The sequence below is a fragment of the Serratia sp. 4542 genome (assembly GCF_016805595.1).
Taxonomy (GTDB): domain Bacteria; phylum Pseudomonadota; class Gammaproteobacteria; order Enterobacterales; family Enterobacteriaceae; genus Serratia; species Serratia nevei.
Map to the genome: position 1 here is coordinate 257112 of NZ_RXKV01000002.1, position 16001 is coordinate 273112.

The following is a 16001-nucleotide window of genomic DNA, read 5'->3' on the forward strand; positions in this document are numbered from 1 at the left end:
ATCTTCTTCCCGTGATGAAAAAACCATGAGCCAACAAAACGCCCACCCGGGCCTCAGCCCGGCGCTGACCGTGCTGATCGCCATCGCTACCGGCCTGGCGGTCGCCAGCAACTATTACGCGCAGCCGCTGCTGGAAACCATCGCCACCGGCTTCAACCTGTCGGTCAATCAGGCCGGCTTTATCGTGACCGCCGCGCAGCTCGGTTACGCCACCGGGCTGCTGCTGCTGGTGCCGCTCGGCGATATGTTCGAGCGCCGCGGGCTGATCGTGTTCATGACGCTGCTGGCCGCCGGGGGCATGCTGATCACCGCCACCTCCGCCACCCTGCCGATGATGATCCTCGGCACCGCGCTCACCGGGCTGTTCTCGGTGGTGGCGCAGATTCTGGTGCCGCTGGCCGCCACGCTGGCCCACCCGGAAAAGCGCGGCAAGACCGTCGGCATCATCATGAGCGGCCTGCTGCTCGGCATCCTGCTGGCGCGTACCGTCGCGGGGGCACTGGCGTCGTTCGGCGGCTGGCGCACCATCTACTGGGTCGCCAGCGTGCTGATGATCCTGATGGCGCTGATCCTGTGGCGCGCGCTGCCGCGCTATAAGCAACACTCCGGGCTGAACTACCCGCAGCTGCTGGCCTCGATCTTCAGCCTGTTCTGCCGCACGCCGCTGCTGCGCACCCGCGCCATCCTCGGCGCCCTGTCGTTCGCCAACTTCAGCGTGCTCTGGACCTCCATGGCCTTTCTGCTCGCCGCGCCGCCGTTCAACTATTCCGAGGGGGTGATCGGGCTGTTCGGCCTGGTGGGCGCCGCCGGGGCGCTGGCCGCTTCACGCGCCGGGCATCTGGCGGACAAGGGCAAAGCCGGATTGACCACCACCGTCGGCCTGGTGCTACTGCTGCTGTCCTGGATACCTATCGCGTTCGCCAAACAATCGCTGTGGGCGCTGATCGCCGGCATCCTGATCCTCGATCTGGCGGTGCAGGCGGTACACGTCACCAACCAGAGCGTGATGTACCGCATCATGCCGGACGCGCGCAACCGCCTGACCGCCGGCTATATGACCAGCTACTTTATCGGCGGTGCCCTCGGTTCACTGCTCTCCGCCTCGGCCTATCAGCATGCCGGCTGGTACGGCGTGGCCGCCGCCGGCGGGGTGTTATGCCTGCTCAACCTGCTGACCTGGTGGCTCGGCAAGCACCACGATCCGCAGGGGCCGGCGACAATCTGATTATCGTGCAAATAGTCACTTAAGAAATTTATTAGCAGTGCAGGGTATAAACATTACTTACTCTCTGGTAATGTTCTGGGCATAAACTATTGAAGTCCTATCTACCCTGCGACCCACAACCATGCAAAGCCAAGCTGCAGACAGCCTCAATCCGCCCGCCGTCAGCGCCACCTTCGCCAACGGCGTCGTCGACAGTTTGCCGATCGTCATCGGGTATGTCCCGGTGGCGTTCGCCTTTGGCCTCAGTGCCGTCAAACTGGGCTTTTCCCCGCTGGAAAGCATTTTCTTCTCCTGCATTATCTACGCCGGTGCCAGCCAGTTCGTGATCACCGCCCTGTTGAGCGCCGGGATGTCGCTGTGGGTCTCCGCGTTGACGGTGATGGCGATGGATGTGCGCCACCTGCTCTACGGCCCGGCGCTGCGCCACCGCATCGTCTCGCGCATGTCGCCCGGTAAAACGGCGATGTGGGCCTTTGGCCTGACCGATGAAGTCTTCGCCGCCGCTACCGCCAGGCTGATGCGCAATAACCGCAGCTGGAGCGAAAACTGGATGCTGGGCATCGCGCTCTGTTCCTGGCTTTCCTGGGTGGCCGGCACCGCGCTCGGCGCGCTGTTCGGCAACGGCCCGCTGGAGCAGTTCCCGGTGATCGAAGCCTCGCTGGCCTTCATGCTGCCGGCGCTGTTTCTCAGTTTCCTGCTGGCCGCCTTCCGGCGCCCGCAGAGCCTGACCATTGCTGCCGCATTGGCCGGCGCGCTGCTCGGCGTGGTGCTGTTCTCCATTCCGGTCGCCATTTTGGCCGGCATCGGCGCCGGCTGCGTCGCCGCCCTGTTCCAGCCCGCCCCTGCGGAGGCCAACCATGAACACTGATGTGCTGGTGATCGGCCTGGTGGTGGGCTGCGCCAATTACCTGTTCCGTTATCTGCCGCTGCGGCTGGCGCCGGCGCGCGCCCAGCCCGGCCTCAAACGCGGTAAAGCCGCCCTGCTGCTCGACAGCATCGGCATCGCCTCGATCTGCGCCCTGCTGGTGGTCTCCAGCACGCCGGTCGTCATGCGCGAACCGGACAAGCTGCTGCCGACGTTGGCGGGGTTCGCCGCGCTGGCGCTGTGCTTCTACCGCAGCAAAAGCATCATTCTGTCGACGCTGCTCGGCGCGACGGCCTTTGGCGTCACATTAAAGCTGTTAATGCTTTTCGGTCCGGGCTGACGCCGCTCCCGATCGTTTGGCTTCACTTTGGCGTTTTCATGCGTCACATCTTTACAAACACTGACAAATGACACGAATTGCTAAATTATCCGCACGGCTGAACATTTACATTATTAGTCACCGTCGTTACTATCTCGAACGAAATTAATGAGGCCCTAAATTATGGAAAGCTCGTTTGCCCCCATAGAACAAATGCTGAATTTCCGCGCCACCCGGCAGAAAGATTTCCCTTATCAGGAAATCCTGCTGACCCGCCTGTGCATGCACATGCAAGGCAAGCTGCTGGAAAACCGCAATAAGATGCTGAAGGCGCAGGGGATTAACGAAACACTGTTTATGGCGCTGATCACCCTGGATGCGCAGGAAAGCCACAGCATCCAACCTTCTGAGCTAAGCTCTGCCTTAGGCTCCTCGCGCACCAATGCGACCCGCATCGCCGACGAGCTGGAGAAACGCGGCTGGATCGAGCGCCGGGAAAGCGACAACGATCGCCGCTGCCTGCATCTGCATCTGACGCCGCAGGGGGAAGAATTTCTCAGTCAACTGCTGCCGCCGCAGCATCAATGTCTGCATTTCCTGTGGTCCACGCTGACCGACGATGAGCAAAAACAGCTGGAACAGCTGACGCGCAAATTGCTGGCACGTCTGGATCAAATGGAAATCACAGAACAGTTATCCTAATTCACAATTTCTGTTCAGGTACCTACTTATGCGATCCCCATTTAACTGGAGATTCACCCCGCTGTTCGCCGTGTTGCTGCTGGCCGGGTGTGCTTCGACCGATAATATTGCCCCGCAATCCACGCTGATGGATCCGCAGAGCCTGCAGTTGGCTCAGCCGAAAGTCAGTTCGCTGGCCGTCAGCCCGCAGTGGTGGCGCGCCCTCAAGGATCCGCAGCTGGACGCCTTGATGACGCAGACGCTGCAAAGCTCGCCGACCCTGCGGCAGGCCGCCGCCCGCGTGCGCGAAGCGCAGAGCGTGGTGGGTGAAGCCAGCGCCGCCAACGGGCCGAACCTGGATCTGAACGCCAGCACCCAACGCCAGCGCGTGCCGCAAAACGTCAATATGGGGCTGGGGTATCCGCATAAGCCGATCTACGAAAGCTCCAATTCGCTGGGGCTGAACCTGGCGTACGAGTTCGACTGGTGGGGCAAATACCGCAACCAGGTGAACGCCGCCAAGGCGCAGGTCAACGCCGCGCGGGCCGAGCAGGAACAGGCGGCGCTGACGCTGACCAGTTCGGTGGCGTCCGCCTACTATCAGCTGCAGAGCAACCTGGCGCTCGAGAAGCTGCTGCAGCAGGAAGTGAACAACAATGAGCGCCTGACCGCGCTGCGCCAACAGCGCTATCAGGCCGGCCTGACCGGCGTCGACGTGCCGCAACAAACCCAGGCGCAGTCCGACGTCGCCAAGCAGCAGATCCTGCAGCTGCAATCGCAGATCGAGCAGCTCAGACACCAGCTCGCCGCGCTGGCCGGCCAGGGGCCGAACGCCATGCAGCACCTGCGTCAGGTGCCGTTGCCCGCAGACAACCTAATGGCGCCGCAGGGCGAGCTGACGGCGGATCTGCTGGGCAAACGCCCGGACATCGCCGCGCAACGCCAGCTGGTAGAGTCTTACAGCCAGCGCGTCAGCGCCGCGCGTAAAGAGTTTTACCCCAGCCTGACCATTTCAGCCTTCGCCGGCCTGATGACCACCAATACCAGTGGCACCAGCCCGAACCTGTTTGAAGCGGCCAGCCAGGCCTGGAACGTGATGCCGGCGATTTCGCTGCCAATCTTCCACGCCGGGGCGCTGCGCAGCAAGCTGGGCGAGGAATCCGCGCTGTATGACGAAGCGGTGGAATCCTACAACCAAACCATCCTGAATGCGGTACAGGAAACCGCCGACGCCATCACCATCCAGCAGAGCTCTGCGCAACAGCAGCTGCAGGCGGCGTCCGCGGCCCAGTCGATGCAACAGGTGTATCAGGTCGCCAACGCCCGTTACCAGGCAGGGATTATCGGGCGCGACGATCTGTTGACCAGCCAGACGCAGCTATTACAGCAGCAACAGGCGGAGTTGAATGCCAGCAGCAATTTACTGCAGGCGAAGATAGGACTGATCCGCGCGCTGGGCGGTGGCTATCAGGCCCCGGCCGCAGCGGATTCGAAAGCATAATAATATAAGGCTTGGAGAACACCATGAGCGCAAGCGCGGAAATCCAAAACCCGCAGCAGCCGAACGGCAAAAAGAAGCAGCGTAAATTTTGGCTGCTGTTGCTGACGGTTATTTTCATTGTTATAGGGGTGGCTTACTTAGTGTATTGGTTCCTGGTGCTGCGTCATCACCAGGAAACCGACGACGCCTACGTCTCCGGCAACCAGGTGCAGATCATGGCCCAGGTGTCCGGCAGCGTGAACAGCGTCAATTTCGACAACACCGACTACGTCAAGCAGGGCGACGTATTGCTGACGCTCGATCCGACCGATGCCGAGCAGGCGTTTGAACGCGCCAAGACCGGCCTGGCCAACAGCGTGCGTCAGACCCACCAGCTGATCATCAACAGCAAGCAATATCAGGCCAACATCGCCCTGCGCAAGACCGATCTGAGCAAGGCCGAGAACGATCTGAAGCGCCGCGTGGTGCTGGGCAGCGTTGACGCCATCGGCCGCGAAGAGCTGCAACACGCTCGCGATGCGGTCGACAGTGCCAAGGCCGCGCTGGAAGTGGCGGTGCAGCAATACAACGCCAATCAGGCGATGGTGCTGAACACCCCGCTGGAACAGCAGCCGGCGATCCAACAGGCCGCCGCGCAGATGCGCGATGCCTGGCTGGCGCTGCAGCGTACCAAAGTGATCAGCCCGATCACCGGCTATGTCTCGCGCCGCAGCGTGCAGGTCGGCGCGCAGATCGCCGCCGGTTCGCCGCTGATGGCGGTGGTGCCGGCCGATCACATTTGGGTTGACGCCAACTTCAAGGAAACCCAGATCGCCAACATGCGCATCGGCCAGCCGGCGACAGTGGTCAGCGACGTCTACGGCGACGACGTGGTGTATCAGGGCAAAGTGGCCGGTATCGACATGGGCACCGGTAGCGCCTTCTCCCTGCTGCCGGCGCAAAACGCCACCGGCAACTGGATCAAGGTAGTGCAACGTCTGCCGGTACGTATTGAGCTCGACGCCAAGCAGGTGGCCGATCATCCGCTGCGCATCGGTCTTTCTACGCTGGTGACCGTCGACACCGCCAACCTGGACGGCCGCGTGCTGGCCGACGTGGTGCGCGACAAACCGCTGTACCAGAGCGACGCGCTGGCGTTGAATCTGGCGCCGGTTAACCAGCTGATCGCCGACGTGATCCATGCGAACGCCGGCTAAGCGCGCGGGAGGCCATCTTGCCACAGAAACCGCTTGAAGGCGCCCAGCTTGCCTGGATGACGGTCGCGCTCGCCATGGCGACCTTCATGCAGGTGCTGGACTCCACCATCGCCAACGTGGCGATCCCCACCATTTCCGGTAACCTCGGGTCTTCCAACTCGCAGGGCACCTGGGTGATCACCTCGTTTGGCGTGGCGAACGCCATCTCGATTCCGATCACCGGCTGGCTGGCGAAGCGCTTCGGCGAAGTGCGGCTGTTCCTCTGGTCCACCGCGCTGTTCGCCCTCGCCTCCTGGCTGTGCGGCATCTCCAACAGCCTCGGCATGCTGATCTTCTTCCGCGTGATCCAGGGCGTGGTGGCCGGGCCGCTGATCCCGCTGTCGCAGAGCCTGTTGCTGAACAACTATCCGCCCGCCAAGCGAGCGATGGCCCTGGCGCTTTGGTCGATGACCGTTATCGTCGCGCCGATCTTTGGGCCAATCCTTGGCGGCTACATCAGCGACAACTACCATTGGGGCTGGATCTTCTTCATCAACATCCCGATCGGCGTCTTCGTGATCGTGGCGGCGATGGCGACGTTGAAGGGGCGGGAAACCAAAACCGAGATCAAACCGATCGACACCGTCGGCCTGGTATTGCTGATCGTCGGCATCGGTTCGCTGCAGATCATGCTCGATCAGGGCAAGGAGCTGGACTGGTTCAACTCGACCGAGATCATCACGCTCACCGTCGTCGCGGTGGTGGCGCTGCTGTTCCTGGTGGTGTGGGAGCTGACGGACGACCATCCGGTGGTGGATCTGTCGCTGTTCAAGTCGCGCAACTTCACCATCGGCTGCCTGTGTATCAGCCTGGCCTACATGCTGTACTTCGGCGCCATCGTGCTGTTGCCGCAGCTGCTGCAAGAGGTGTACGGCTATACCGCCACCTGGGCGGGGCTGGCATCGGCGCCGGTTGGGCTGATCCCGGTGCTGCTGTCGCCGATCATCGGCAAGTTCGGCAACCGGCTCGACATGCGCCGGCTGGTCACCTTCAGCTTCATCATGTATGCCGTGTGCTTCTACTGGCGCGCCTATACGTTTGAACCGGGCATGGACTTCGGCGCTTCCGCCTGGCCGCAGTTTGTCCAGGGCTTCGCCATCGCCTGCTTCTTCATGCCGTTGACCACCATCACGCTGTCCGGCCTGCCGCCGGAACGCATGGCGGCGGCGTCGAGCCTGTCGAACTTTACGCGAACGCTGGCGGGGTCGATCGGTACCTCGATCACCACCACCCTGTGGACGCAGCGCGAATCGCAGCACCATTCGCAGCTGACGGAGTTCGTCAACCCGTACAACCCGCAGTCGCAGGAGATGTACCGGCAGCTGGAGCAGCTCGGCATGAGCAAACAACAAGCGTCGGCGTATATCGCCAACGAGATCACCGCGCAGGGCCTGATCATCTCCGCCAACGAGATCTTCTGGCTGTCGGCCGGGGTATTCCTGGTGCTGCTGGTGCTGGTGTGGGTGGCGAAACCGCCGTTCAGCTCCGGCGGCGGTGGGGGCGGCGGCGCTCACTAAGCTTCAATAAACGAAACGGGCGCCCTGGGGCGCCCGTTTTTTTATCCGACGTAGAACAGATTACGCCTGATTCTGACGCCACCAGTCCGCCAGCAGAATGCCGGTCGCTACGGAAACGTTCAGGCTTTCCACCTTGCCGGTGCCGCCGATAGACACGTTCATGTCGCCCTGCTGCCAGGCGCTGTCGCTCAGACCGTCACGTTCCTGGCCCAGCACCAGCACCATCTTGGCCGGCAGCTTGGCCTGCGCCAGCGCGGTGCCTTTGTGGCTGGAGGTGGTAACGATGGTGTAACCCGCCTTGCGGAAGGTGTCCAGCACCGACAGGAAATCGTCGGCGTTGATCGCCTTGATGTGCTCCGCGCCGCCTTCTGCGGTACGCACCGCCGCGCCGGATTCCAGCAGCGCCGGATCCTGCAGCAGCACGCCGTTGACGCCGAAGTGAGCGCAAGAACGGACGATAGCGCCCAGGTTATGCGGGTTACCCACTTCTTCCAGCGCCAGCACGCAGTCGGTCGCCGGTGCGCTTTTCAGGTAGGTCTGCGCATCCAGGCCCTGACGCTTTTTGATCAGGAAGCAGACGCCGCCGTGGTGCTCGGTGCCGGAAGCCTTGGCCAGCTCTTCCTCATCCACCACGTGGTAAGCCTTGCGGTTAGCCGCCATCCAGCGCAGCGCTTCGCGGAAACGCGGGGTGACCGACTGCACGAACCAAGCGCGCACGATCGCTTCCGGGCGGCTGGCGAACAGCGCCTGACAGGCGTTTTCACCGTAAACGCGGGTTTCTTCCGCGCGCTGGCGGCGCAGCTGTTCCGGATCGATAAAGCTTTTGCCGCTGATACCGCCGTGATCGAACGCCGGCTCTTCATTCGGCGCGCGAGAAACGGTTCTCCACGGCGACTCGTTGCCACCGCGATCTTCAGTGCGCGCCGGACGGCGAGGAAGATCGCTTTCACTGCGGCGGGAGTCGGCACCGCGGCGATCGTTGCCGCCGCGCGCCTTGTCTTGACCGGTGCGGCCGGAGCGCGCACCGTCAGCCGGACGGCCTTTGCCGGCCGGACGTTTATTCTTGTTGCGGTCGTCGCCGTTGTCGTCGTCACTGCGGACGTACATCACTTTGACCTTACCGTTCTTGCCACTAAATGAATCGTTCATTGTCTTCTCCACCAACGCGCAGGGCGCGAAGATTACCTGATGTTGGTGCATGAAGCCACCAACTTGCGCTAAAAGCTCCCAACTATCACATCCATTGAACAAACCTCATTGTTCATGCGCCGGGTTTTGCCGATAATTGTCAGCATTAAAGAAACATCTCTGCAACTGCGTTGCGGGGACCATGCTTTCTCTGTACCCGAGGTCAACATGAATACAGTTTGTGCAGCTTGCAATGCCACCAACCGCGTGCCGGAAGAACGTCTGGCGGACAACGCGAAATGCGGCCGCTGCGGCCATGAGCTCTTCGACGGTGAAGTGATCAACGCCACCGCCGCCACGCTGGACCAGCTGCTGCAGGACGATCTGCCGGTCGTGGTCGATTTCTGGGCGCCATGGTGCGGCCCGTGCCGCAGCTTTGCGCCGATCTTTGAAGACGTGGCCGAAGAGCGCGCCGGCAAAGTGCGCTTCGTGAAAGTGAACACCGAAGCCGAGCCGGAACTGAGCGCCCGTTTCCGCATCCGCAGCATCCCGACCATCATGGTGTTCCGTCAGGGTAAGATGGTCGATATGCTCAACGGCGCGATGCCAAAAGCGCCGTTTGACAACTGGCTCAACGAGTTAGTGTGATTCGGCAAGTATAGGCCGTATCCCGCCATCGCGCGCGAACGCGCCTCGATCGAGCCCGCCCCTCCCGGCGGGCTTTTTTCTGCGTTACAATGGCGGTTTTTCCCCAGGATCGTTATGACCGACAACGCCGTACTTCGCCTGCGCCAATTCCGTTTAGACCGCGCCACCCGCCCTTTTCTGGCGCGCGGTTGCCGGGTGGCGCGTTGTCAGGGTTGCCTGCTGCCGCATAAAAACTGCCTGTGCGACACCATTCGCCCGCAGCAGGCCGGCAGCCGTTTCTGCCTGATCATGTTCGGCGCCGAGCCGCTCAAGCCCAGCAACACCGGCCGCCTGATCGCCGATATCCTGCCGGACACCCAGGCGTTCCTCTGGTCGCGCACCGAAGTCGATCCGGCCCTGCTGGCGGCCATCAACGATCCGGCGCGGCAGCCTTATGTGGTGTTCCCCGCTTCCTACGCCGACGCCGAACGGCCGGTGTTCAGCGAGCTGCCCGCCGGTGGCAAACCGCCGCTGTTCATCATGCTGGACGGCACCTGGGCGGAAGCGCGCAAAATGTTCCGTAAAAGCCCGTACCTCAATCAATTCCCGGTGTTTTCCCTCAACGTCGACGCGGCATCGGACTACCAGCTGCGCGAAGCCAGCCGCGCCGAGCAACACTGCACGGCGGAAGTGGCCGCCGCCCTGCTGCAACAGGCGGGCGATCTGCCGGCCGCCGACGGATTGAATCAGCATTTCCGCTATTTCCGTCAACAATATCTGGCGGGAAAACCGACCCGGCCGGAGGCACCGGTCACAGCAATGTAGCCAGAAAGCGCCTAAAATCAGGCGTAACGTTGCCAAAAGGAGCCGTGCATGAGCCAGCGAGGGTTAGAAGCGCTACTACGTCCCAAATCGATCGCCGTGCTGGGCGCTTCGCAGCAGCCCGGCCGCGCCGGCAACCTGATGATGAGCAACCTGCTGGCCGGCGGTTTCGGCGGGCCCATCTTGCCGGTCACGCCGCGCTACAAGGCGGTCTGCGGCGTGATGGCCTACCCCGACGTCGCCAGCCTGCCGCTGACGCCGGATCTGGCGATCATCTGCACCCACGCCAAACGCAATCTGGCGCTGATTGAAGCGCTGGGCCAACGCGGCTGTAAAACCGCCATCGTACTCTCTTCGCCGCCGGAACAGTTTGCCGAGCTGAAGGCCTGCGCGCAGCGCTACGCCATGCGGCTGTTGGGCCCCAACAGCCTGGGGCTGCTGGCGCCGTGGCAGGGCATCAACGCCAGCTTCTCGCCGGTGCCGATCCAAAAGGGCAAGCTGGCGTTTATTTCGCAGTCCGCCGCCGTGGCCAACACCATTCTCGACTGGGCGCAGCAGCGCGAAGTCGGCTTCTCTTACTTTATCGCACTGGGCGACAGCCTGGACATCGACGTCGACGACCTGCTCGACTTTTTGGCGCGCGACAGCAAGACCAGCGCCATTCTGCTGTATCTGGAAAACATCAGCGATGCGCGGCGCTTTCTCTCCGCCTCGCGCAGCGCCTCGCGCAACAAGCCCATTCTGGTGATCAAAAGCGGCCGCAGCCAACAGGCGCAGCTGTTGCTCAACAGCCAGCTGGGGCTGGACGCCGCCTATGACGCCGCCATCCAGCGCGCCGGCCTGCTGCGCGTGCAGGATACCCATGAGCTGTTCTCGGCGGTGGAAACCCTCAGCCATATGCATCCGCTGCGCGGCGAGCGGCTGATGATCGTCAGCAACGGGGCGGCGCCGGCGGCGATGGCACTGGACGAACTGCTCGGACGCAACGGCAAGCTGGCCATGCTGAGCGATGAGAGCCTGGCGACATTGAGCGACGCGCTACCGGATTTCATCCGCGCCGGCAATCCCCTCGACCTGCGCGACGATGCCACGCCGCAGCGCTTCCTGGCGGCAATCGAAGCGCTGCTCGACAGCCACGACTATGACGCGCTGCTGTTAATCCACGCGCCGAGCGCGGCGGCGCCGGGCACCGCCACGGCAGAACGGCTGATCGAGGCGCTGCACCGCCATCCGCGCGGCAAACGCATCACGCTGCTGACCAACTGGTGCGGCGAATACTCTTCGCAAGAGGCGCGCCGGTTATTTACCGAGGCCGCCATTCCCACCTACCGCACGCCGGAAGGCGCGGTGACCGCCTTTATGCATATGGTGGAATATCGCCGCAACCAGAAGCAGTTGAAAGAGACGCCAGCGCTGCCGGTCGGCCTCACCGCCAACACCGCCGATGCCCACCGCCTTATCCATCAGGCGCTGGCCGAAGGCGCCACCCAGCTGGATACCCACGAGGTGCAATCCATCCTGCAGGCCTACGATCTGAGCACCCTGCCGACCTGGATTGCCGAGGACAGCGCCGAAGCGGTACACATTGCCGAACAGATCGGCTACCCGGTAGCGCTGAAGCTGCGTTCGCCGGATATCCCGCATAAATCGGAAGTTCAGGGCGTCATGCTCTACCTGCGCACAGCGACCGAAGTGCAGCGCGCGGCGGAGGCGATCCTCGACCGCGTGAAGCGCACCTACCCCCAGGCGCGCATCCATGGCCTGCTGGTGCAGAGCATGGCCAACCGCGCCGGCGCCCAGGAGCTGCGCATCGCGGTAGAGCAGGATGCGATTTTCGGCCCGTTGATCATGCTGGGCGAAGGCGGCGTAGAGTGGCGCCAGGAAAATCAGGTGGCGGTCGCGCTGCCGCCGCTGAACATGGCGCTGGCGCGTTATCTGGTGCTGCAGGCGGTGAAAGGCGGCAAGATCCGCGGGCGCAGCGCGCTACGGCCTTTGGATATCCCCGGGCTGAGCCGCCTGCTGGTGCAGGTCTCCAACCTGATCCTCGACTGCCCGGAGATCGCCCGGCTGGATATTCACCCGGTGCTGGCCTCCGGCAGCGAGTTCACCCTGCTGGACGTTTCGATGCAGCTCGCGCCGTTCAGCGGCGATCCGCAGGCGCGGCTGGCGATCCGCCCTTATCCGCAGGAACTGGAAGAGACCATCGCGCTGAAAGACGGCAGCCAGTGCCTGTTCCGCCCAATCCTGCCGGAAGACGAACCGGCGCTGAAGCATTTCATCGATAGAGTGACCAAGGAAGATCTCTATTATCGCTACTTCAGCGAGATCAACGAGTTTACCCATGACGATTTGGCCAACATGACGCAGATCGACTACGATCGAGAAATGGCCTTTGTAGCGGTGCGCGCAGACGAGATCATCGGCGTGACCCGCGCGCTGTCCGATCCGGACAACACCGACGCCGAATTCGCCGTGCTGGTGCGTTCCGATCTGAAAGGCGTGGGCCTGGGCCGTCAGCTGCTGGAGAAAATGATCGCCTATGCGCGCGCTCATGGCCTGACTCGCCTGAGCGGCATCACCATGCCGAATAACCGCGGCATGATCGCACTGGCGCAGCGGCTGGGCTTTGGCATCGAGGTGCAGCTTGAGGACGGCATCGTCAATCTGACGCTGCCGCTGCAGGCCGCCGACGCGCAGTGACCTGCGTCGCAATGCGCTACGAATCCACCACTTAACGCCAAAACATACGCACAATCGAGGCAACTAATGGTATTATCGCCCGATTATTCGGTTTATTGTTTTTAAGCCTGTGGCGTTCCGGCCATCAATCATGAGAGAAGAAACGCACTGTGATGTTGTCAAAATTTAAACGTAGCAAACATCAACAACACCTTGCACAACTGCCCAAACTCCCCCAGACGGTTGCTGATGTTCGTACCCTGTACGCGCCGTCCGACTTTCGCACCACGCTGCTGGACGCCATCGCCAACGCCACCCAACGTATCTATCTGGTGGCCCTGTATCTGGAGCATGACGACGCCGGGCGCGAGATCCTCAACGCGCTGTATCAAGCCAAGCAGCAGCGGCCCGAGCTGGAAATCTGCGTGCTGGTCGACTGGCACCGCGCACAGCGCGGGCGCATCGGCGCCGCCGCCGCCAATACCAACGCCGACTGGTACTGCGCCATGGCCAGCCAACATCCAGAGCAATCGGTGCCTATCTACGGCGTGCCGGTCAATACCCGCGAAGCGCTGGGCGTCCTGCACCTGAAGGGCTTCGTGGTCGACGATACCGTGATCTACAGCGGCGCCAGCATCAATGACGTCTATCTGCATCAGCATGAGAAATACCGTTACGATCGCTACCAGCTGATCACCAACGAGGCGTTGGCCGATACCCTGATCGATTACATCAAGCAGCATCTGCTCACCGCCGGCGCCGTACAGCGCCTCGATCGCAGCGATCGGCCGAAAAGCCCGGAGATCAAAAACGAGACCCGTCTGTTCCGTTTCGCCCTGCGCCGCGCCGGTTACCACTTCCGCGGTAAAGCCGGTAACGATGAGCTGGCGGTGACGCCGCTGGTTGGGCTTGGCAAGCAAAGCGTGCTGAATAAAACCATTCATCACCTGATGTCGTGCGCCGACCAGAAACTGACGCTGTGTACCCCTTATTTCAACCTGCCGGCGCTGCTGGTGCGCAACATCATTTATCTGCTGCGCCAGGGCAAACAGGTGGAGATCATCGTCGGCGACAAAACCGCCAACGACTTCTATATTCCGGAAGACCAGCCGTTCAAAATCATCGGCGCGCTGCCCTACCTGTACGAGATCAACCTGCGCCGCTTCCTGAGCCGCTTGCAGCGTTACGTCGACACCGGTCAGCTGATCGTGCGCCTGTGGAAAGATGGCGATAACAGTTATCACCTGAAAGGCATGTGGGTAGACGAAGAGTGGCAGCTGGTCACCGGCAATAACCTCAACCCACGCGCCTGGCGGTTGGATCTGGAAAACGCCATTCTGATCCACGATCCCAAGCAGGAAATGCGCGAGCAGCGGCAAAAAGAGCTGGAATGCATCCGCACTCACACCACCGTGGTCGGCCACTATCAGGAGCTGCAAAGCATTCAGCAGTATCCGATCAAGGTGCGTAAGCTGATTCGCCGTCTGCGGCGTATCCGCATCGACCGGCTGATTAGCCGTATCCTGTAAGATGCACTCTGACCCCGGCCAAGGCCGGGGTTTTTATTACAGCTGTATCTCCTTGCCTTTGCGATGCAACCGGAGCGAGACCAGCAACGCCAGCAGGCACATGCCGGAAACGTACCAGAAGAAAGCGTTTTCCACGCCAAACGATTTAAGCGACAACGCGACATATTCCGCCGAACCGCCGAACATGGCATTCGCTACCGCATAAGACAAACCCACCCCTAGCGCACGCACCTCCGGCGGGAACATCTCGGCTTTAAGCAGCCCGCTGATCGCGGTATAAAAGCTGACGACGAACAACGCCAGCACGATCAGGCCGAACGCCATAAAGGGGTTGGTCACCTCTTTCAGGGCGAACAGGATCGGCACCGTCAGCACGGTGGCCAATGCCGAGAAGATCAGCATCGAGCTGCGACGGCCGATTTTATCCGAGAACGCGCCGACCGCCGGCTGCAGCAGCATGAAGACGAACAGCGCGACGGTCATGATGGCGCTGGCCAGCTTGGCGTCCATACCGGCGGTGTTCACCAGATATTTCTGCATGTAGGTGGTGAAGGTGTAGAAGGTCAGCGAACCGGCGGCGGTAAAGCCCAGCACCATCAGGAACGCTTTGCGGTTCTTCCACAGCCCCGTCAGCGAACCGGCATCTTTGTGGTTACGCGTCTTCGCATCGGAGGTTTCATTCAGCGAACGGCGCAGGTACAGCGCCACCACCGCCAACACCGCCCCCAAGGCAAACGGAATACGCCATCCCCAGGCCTTCAGTTCTTCGCCGGACAATATTTGCTGCAGGATCACCAATACCAGCAGCGCCAGCAGTTGCCCGCCGATCAGCGTCACGTACTGGAACGAGGCATAAAAGCCACGTCGGCCCTTGATCGCTACCTCGCTCATGTAGGTAGCACTGGTGCCGTACTCGCCGCCCACCGACAGCCCCTGGAACAGGCGCGCGATCAACAGCAGCGCCGGTGCCCAGCTGCCGATCGATTCATATGTCGGCAGGCAGGCGATCACCAGCGATCCGGCGCACATCATGCAGACCGAAAGCAGCATTGAGTTTTTTCGGCCATGTTTGTCGGCAATATAGCCGAACAGCCAGCCGCCGATAGGCCGCATAAAGAAGCCGGCGGCGAATACCCCGGCGGTTTGCAGCAGCTGCGTGGTGCTGTTGCCCGCCGGAAAAAATGAGGCGGCAAAGTAGATTGAGCAGAAGGAGTAAACGTAAAAATCAAACCACTCCACCAGATTGCCTGACGAAGCCCCAACGATAGCGAAAATGCGTTTTTTGTTATCCAGCGCCCCCTGTTCGACGCCGCGTTCACCCTCAAGAGCCGAGGTTGTTTCTGTCATGATATGTTCTCCGAGCCATAGCAATGATGAAATTCGGCTTCCTGCCGCCCTGGTTGTTACTTTATTGTTATTTATAAGTTAACAGCCAAACTTAATAGCGGACGAAGAATATCTGGAGTTCATTCAAAAAATGAATTGGTTTTGTGATGAATATAGAATCGTGAGATGAAAGATGAAGCGGGTTACAACGGGGATTTTCCATTTTATGCATAGCAAAAAGCCCTGAACATCAGTTCAGGGCTTTCGGCTTGGTTTGATGCCTGGCAGTTTATGGCGGGCGTCCTGCCCGCCCCCCTTCGGGCCGTTGCTTCGCAACGTTCAAATCCGCTCCCGGCGGATTTGTCCTACACAATTCGTCTCATCCTGAGACTCTCCCCTCCGGGGCCGCCGCACGCGGCGTTAAGGCCCGTTCCCGACGGGCCTTTCGCATGCCCATGCTCATGCAGAACGCCAGATAACAGACAAAACAAAAAGCCCCATGCTTTCGCATGAGGCTTGTTGTTTTATTTGATGCCTGGCAGTGTCC

The 16001-nt window shown here is 61.4% G+C and carries 13 protein-coding genes; 11 read left to right on the forward strand and 2 right to left on the reverse strand.

Annotation, left to right across the window (positions count from 1 at the left end; all coding sequences use genetic code 11):
• Positions 1 to 25: 25 nt before the first annotated feature.
• The 7 genes from EKL15_RS02340 to emrB all read left to right on the forward strand — a co-directional run bounded on the left by EKL15_RS02340 (position 26) and on the right by emrB (position 7343).
• Positions 26 to 1225 carry an MFS transporter gene (locus EKL15_RS02340; RefSeq protein WP_033632267.1) on the forward strand — a complete coding sequence of 400 codons (1200 nt, stop codon included), beginning with the start codon at positions 26 to 28 and terminating at the stop codon, positions 1223 to 1225.
• 121 nt (positions 1226 to 1346) lie between these two features.
• Positions 1347 to 2093, forward strand: a complete 747-nt coding sequence (locus EKL15_RS02345; protein WP_038872849.1) for an AzlC family ABC transporter permease — start codon at positions 1347 to 1349, stop codon at positions 2091 to 2093.
• Positions 2083 to 2430, forward strand: a complete 348-nt coding sequence (gene ygaH / locus EKL15_RS02350) for an L-valine transporter subunit YgaH (RefSeq protein ID WP_025304001.1) — start codon at positions 2083 to 2085, stop codon at positions 2428 to 2430. The genes EKL15_RS02345 and ygaH overlap by 11 nt, the downstream gene beginning before the upstream one ends.
• A gap of 162 nt (positions 2431 to 2592) precedes the next feature.
• Complete coding sequence (gene mprA, locus EKL15_RS02355) at positions 2593 to 3111, forward strand: transcriptional repressor MprA (RefSeq protein WP_025160249.1); 519 nt, start codon at positions 2593 to 2595, stop codon at positions 3109 to 3111.
• A gap of 28 nt (positions 3112 to 3139) precedes the next feature.
• Positions 3140 to 4591 carry an efflux transporter outer membrane subunit gene (locus tag EKL15_RS02360; protein WP_060425102.1) on the forward strand — a complete coding sequence of 484 codons (1452 nt, stop codon included), beginning with the start codon at positions 3140 to 3142 and terminating at the stop codon, positions 4589 to 4591.
• 23 nt (positions 4592 to 4614) lie between these two features.
• Positions 4615 to 5787: a multidrug efflux MFS transporter periplasmic adaptor subunit EmrA gene (gene emrA, locus EKL15_RS02365; protein WP_033635707.1), complete on the forward strand. Its 1173-nt coding sequence runs from the start codon at positions 4615 to 4617 to the stop codon at positions 5785 to 5787.
• Between the two features lie 17 nt (positions 5788 to 5804).
• On the forward strand, positions 5805 to 7343 hold the full coding sequence (emrB, locus tag EKL15_RS02370) for a multidrug efflux MFS transporter permease subunit EmrB (RefSeq protein ID WP_038872860.1): 1539 nt from the start codon (positions 5805 to 5807) through the stop codon (positions 7341 to 7343).
• 60 nt (positions 7344 to 7403) lie between these two features.
• On the opposite strand, the gene EKL15_RS02375 is transcribed toward emrB, so the two are convergent.
• Positions 7404 to 8492 carry a tRNA/rRNA methyltransferase gene (locus EKL15_RS02375; protein ID WP_100397079.1) on the reverse strand — a complete coding sequence of 363 codons (1089 nt, stop codon included), beginning with the start codon at positions 8490 to 8492 and terminating at the stop codon, positions 7404 to 7406.
• 207 nt (positions 8493 to 8699) lie between these two features.
• On the opposite strand from EKL15_RS02375, the gene trxC reads away from it, so the two are divergent.
• The 4 genes from trxC to pssA all read left to right on the forward strand — a co-directional run bounded on the left by trxC (position 8700) and on the right by pssA (position 14128).
• Entirely contained in the window at positions 8700 to 9119 is a 420-nt protein-coding gene (gene trxC, locus EKL15_RS02380; protein ID WP_004928868.1) for a thioredoxin TrxC, read from the forward strand.
• Between the two features lie 114 nt (positions 9120 to 9233).
• Positions 9234 to 9923: a tRNA-uridine aminocarboxypropyltransferase gene (locus EKL15_RS02385; RefSeq protein ID WP_060431249.1), complete on the forward strand. Its 690-nt coding sequence runs from the start codon at positions 9234 to 9236 to the stop codon at positions 9921 to 9923.
• A gap of 48 nt (positions 9924 to 9971) precedes the next feature.
• Positions 9972 to 12620, forward strand: coding sequence for a bifunctional acetate--CoA ligase family protein/GNAT family N-acetyltransferase (locus EKL15_RS02390; protein WP_203088717.1), 2649 nt, complete (start codon positions 9972 to 9974; stop codon positions 12618 to 12620).
• Between the two features lie 152 nt (positions 12621 to 12772).
• On the forward strand, positions 12773 to 14128 hold the full coding sequence (gene pssA, locus EKL15_RS02395; RefSeq protein ID WP_060441100.1) for a CDP-diacylglycerol--serine O-phosphatidyltransferase: 1356 nt from the start codon (positions 12773 to 12775) through the stop codon (positions 14126 to 14128).
• A 36-nt stretch (positions 14129 to 14164) separates the two neighbouring features.
• Here pssA and EKL15_RS02400 read toward each other — a convergent pair whose 3' ends face one another.
• A complete protein-coding gene (locus tag EKL15_RS02400; RefSeq protein ID WP_100397081.1) occupies positions 14165 to 15475 on the reverse strand; it encodes an MFS family transporter in 1311 nt (436 codons plus the stop codon).
• Positions 15476 to 16001: the final 526 nt, after the last annotated feature.

Bases quoted from the DNA above. Each gene is read 5' to 3' on its own strand.
- EKL15_RS02340 (WP_033632267.1), top strand. From the start codon at position 26: ATGAGCCAACAAAACGCCCACCCGGGCCTCAGCCCGGCGCTGACCGTG.
- EKL15_RS02345 (WP_038872849.1), top strand. From the start codon at position 1,347: ATGCAAAGCCAAGCTGCAGACAGCCTCAATCCGCCCGCCGTCAGCGCC.
- ygaH (WP_025304001.1), top strand. From the start codon at position 2,083: ATGAACACTGATGTGCTGGTGATCGGCCTGGTGGTGGGCTGCGCCAAT.
- mprA (WP_025160249.1), top strand. From the start codon at position 2,593: ATGGAAAGCTCGTTTGCCCCCATAGAACAAATGCTGAATTTCCGCGCC.
- EKL15_RS02360 (WP_060425102.1), top strand. From the start codon at position 3,140: ATGCGATCCCCATTTAACTGGAGATTCACCCCGCTGTTCGCCGTGTTG.
- emrA (WP_033635707.1), top strand. From the start codon at position 4,615: ATGAGCGCAAGCGCGGAAATCCAAAACCCGCAGCAGCCGAACGGCAAA.
- EKL15_RS02375 (WP_100397079.1), bottom strand. From the start codon at position 8,492: ATGAACGATTCATTTAGTGGCAAGAACGGTAAGGTCAAAGTGATGTAC.
- trxC (WP_004928868.1), top strand. From the start codon at position 8,700: ATGAATACAGTTTGTGCAGCTTGCAATGCCACCAACCGCGTGCCGGAA.
- EKL15_RS02385 (WP_060431249.1), top strand. From the start codon at position 9,234: ATGACCGACAACGCCGTACTTCGCCTGCGCCAATTCCGTTTAGACCGC.
- EKL15_RS02390 (WP_203088717.1), top strand. From the start codon at position 9,972: ATGAGCCAGCGAGGGTTAGAAGCGCTACTACGTCCCAAATCGATCGCC.
- pssA (WP_060441100.1), top strand. From the start codon at position 12,773: ATGTTGTCAAAATTTAAACGTAGCAAACATCAACAACACCTTGCACAA.
- EKL15_RS02400 (WP_100397081.1), bottom strand. From the start codon at position 15,475: ATGACAGAAACAACCTCGGCTCTTGAGGGTGAACGCGGCGTCGAACAG.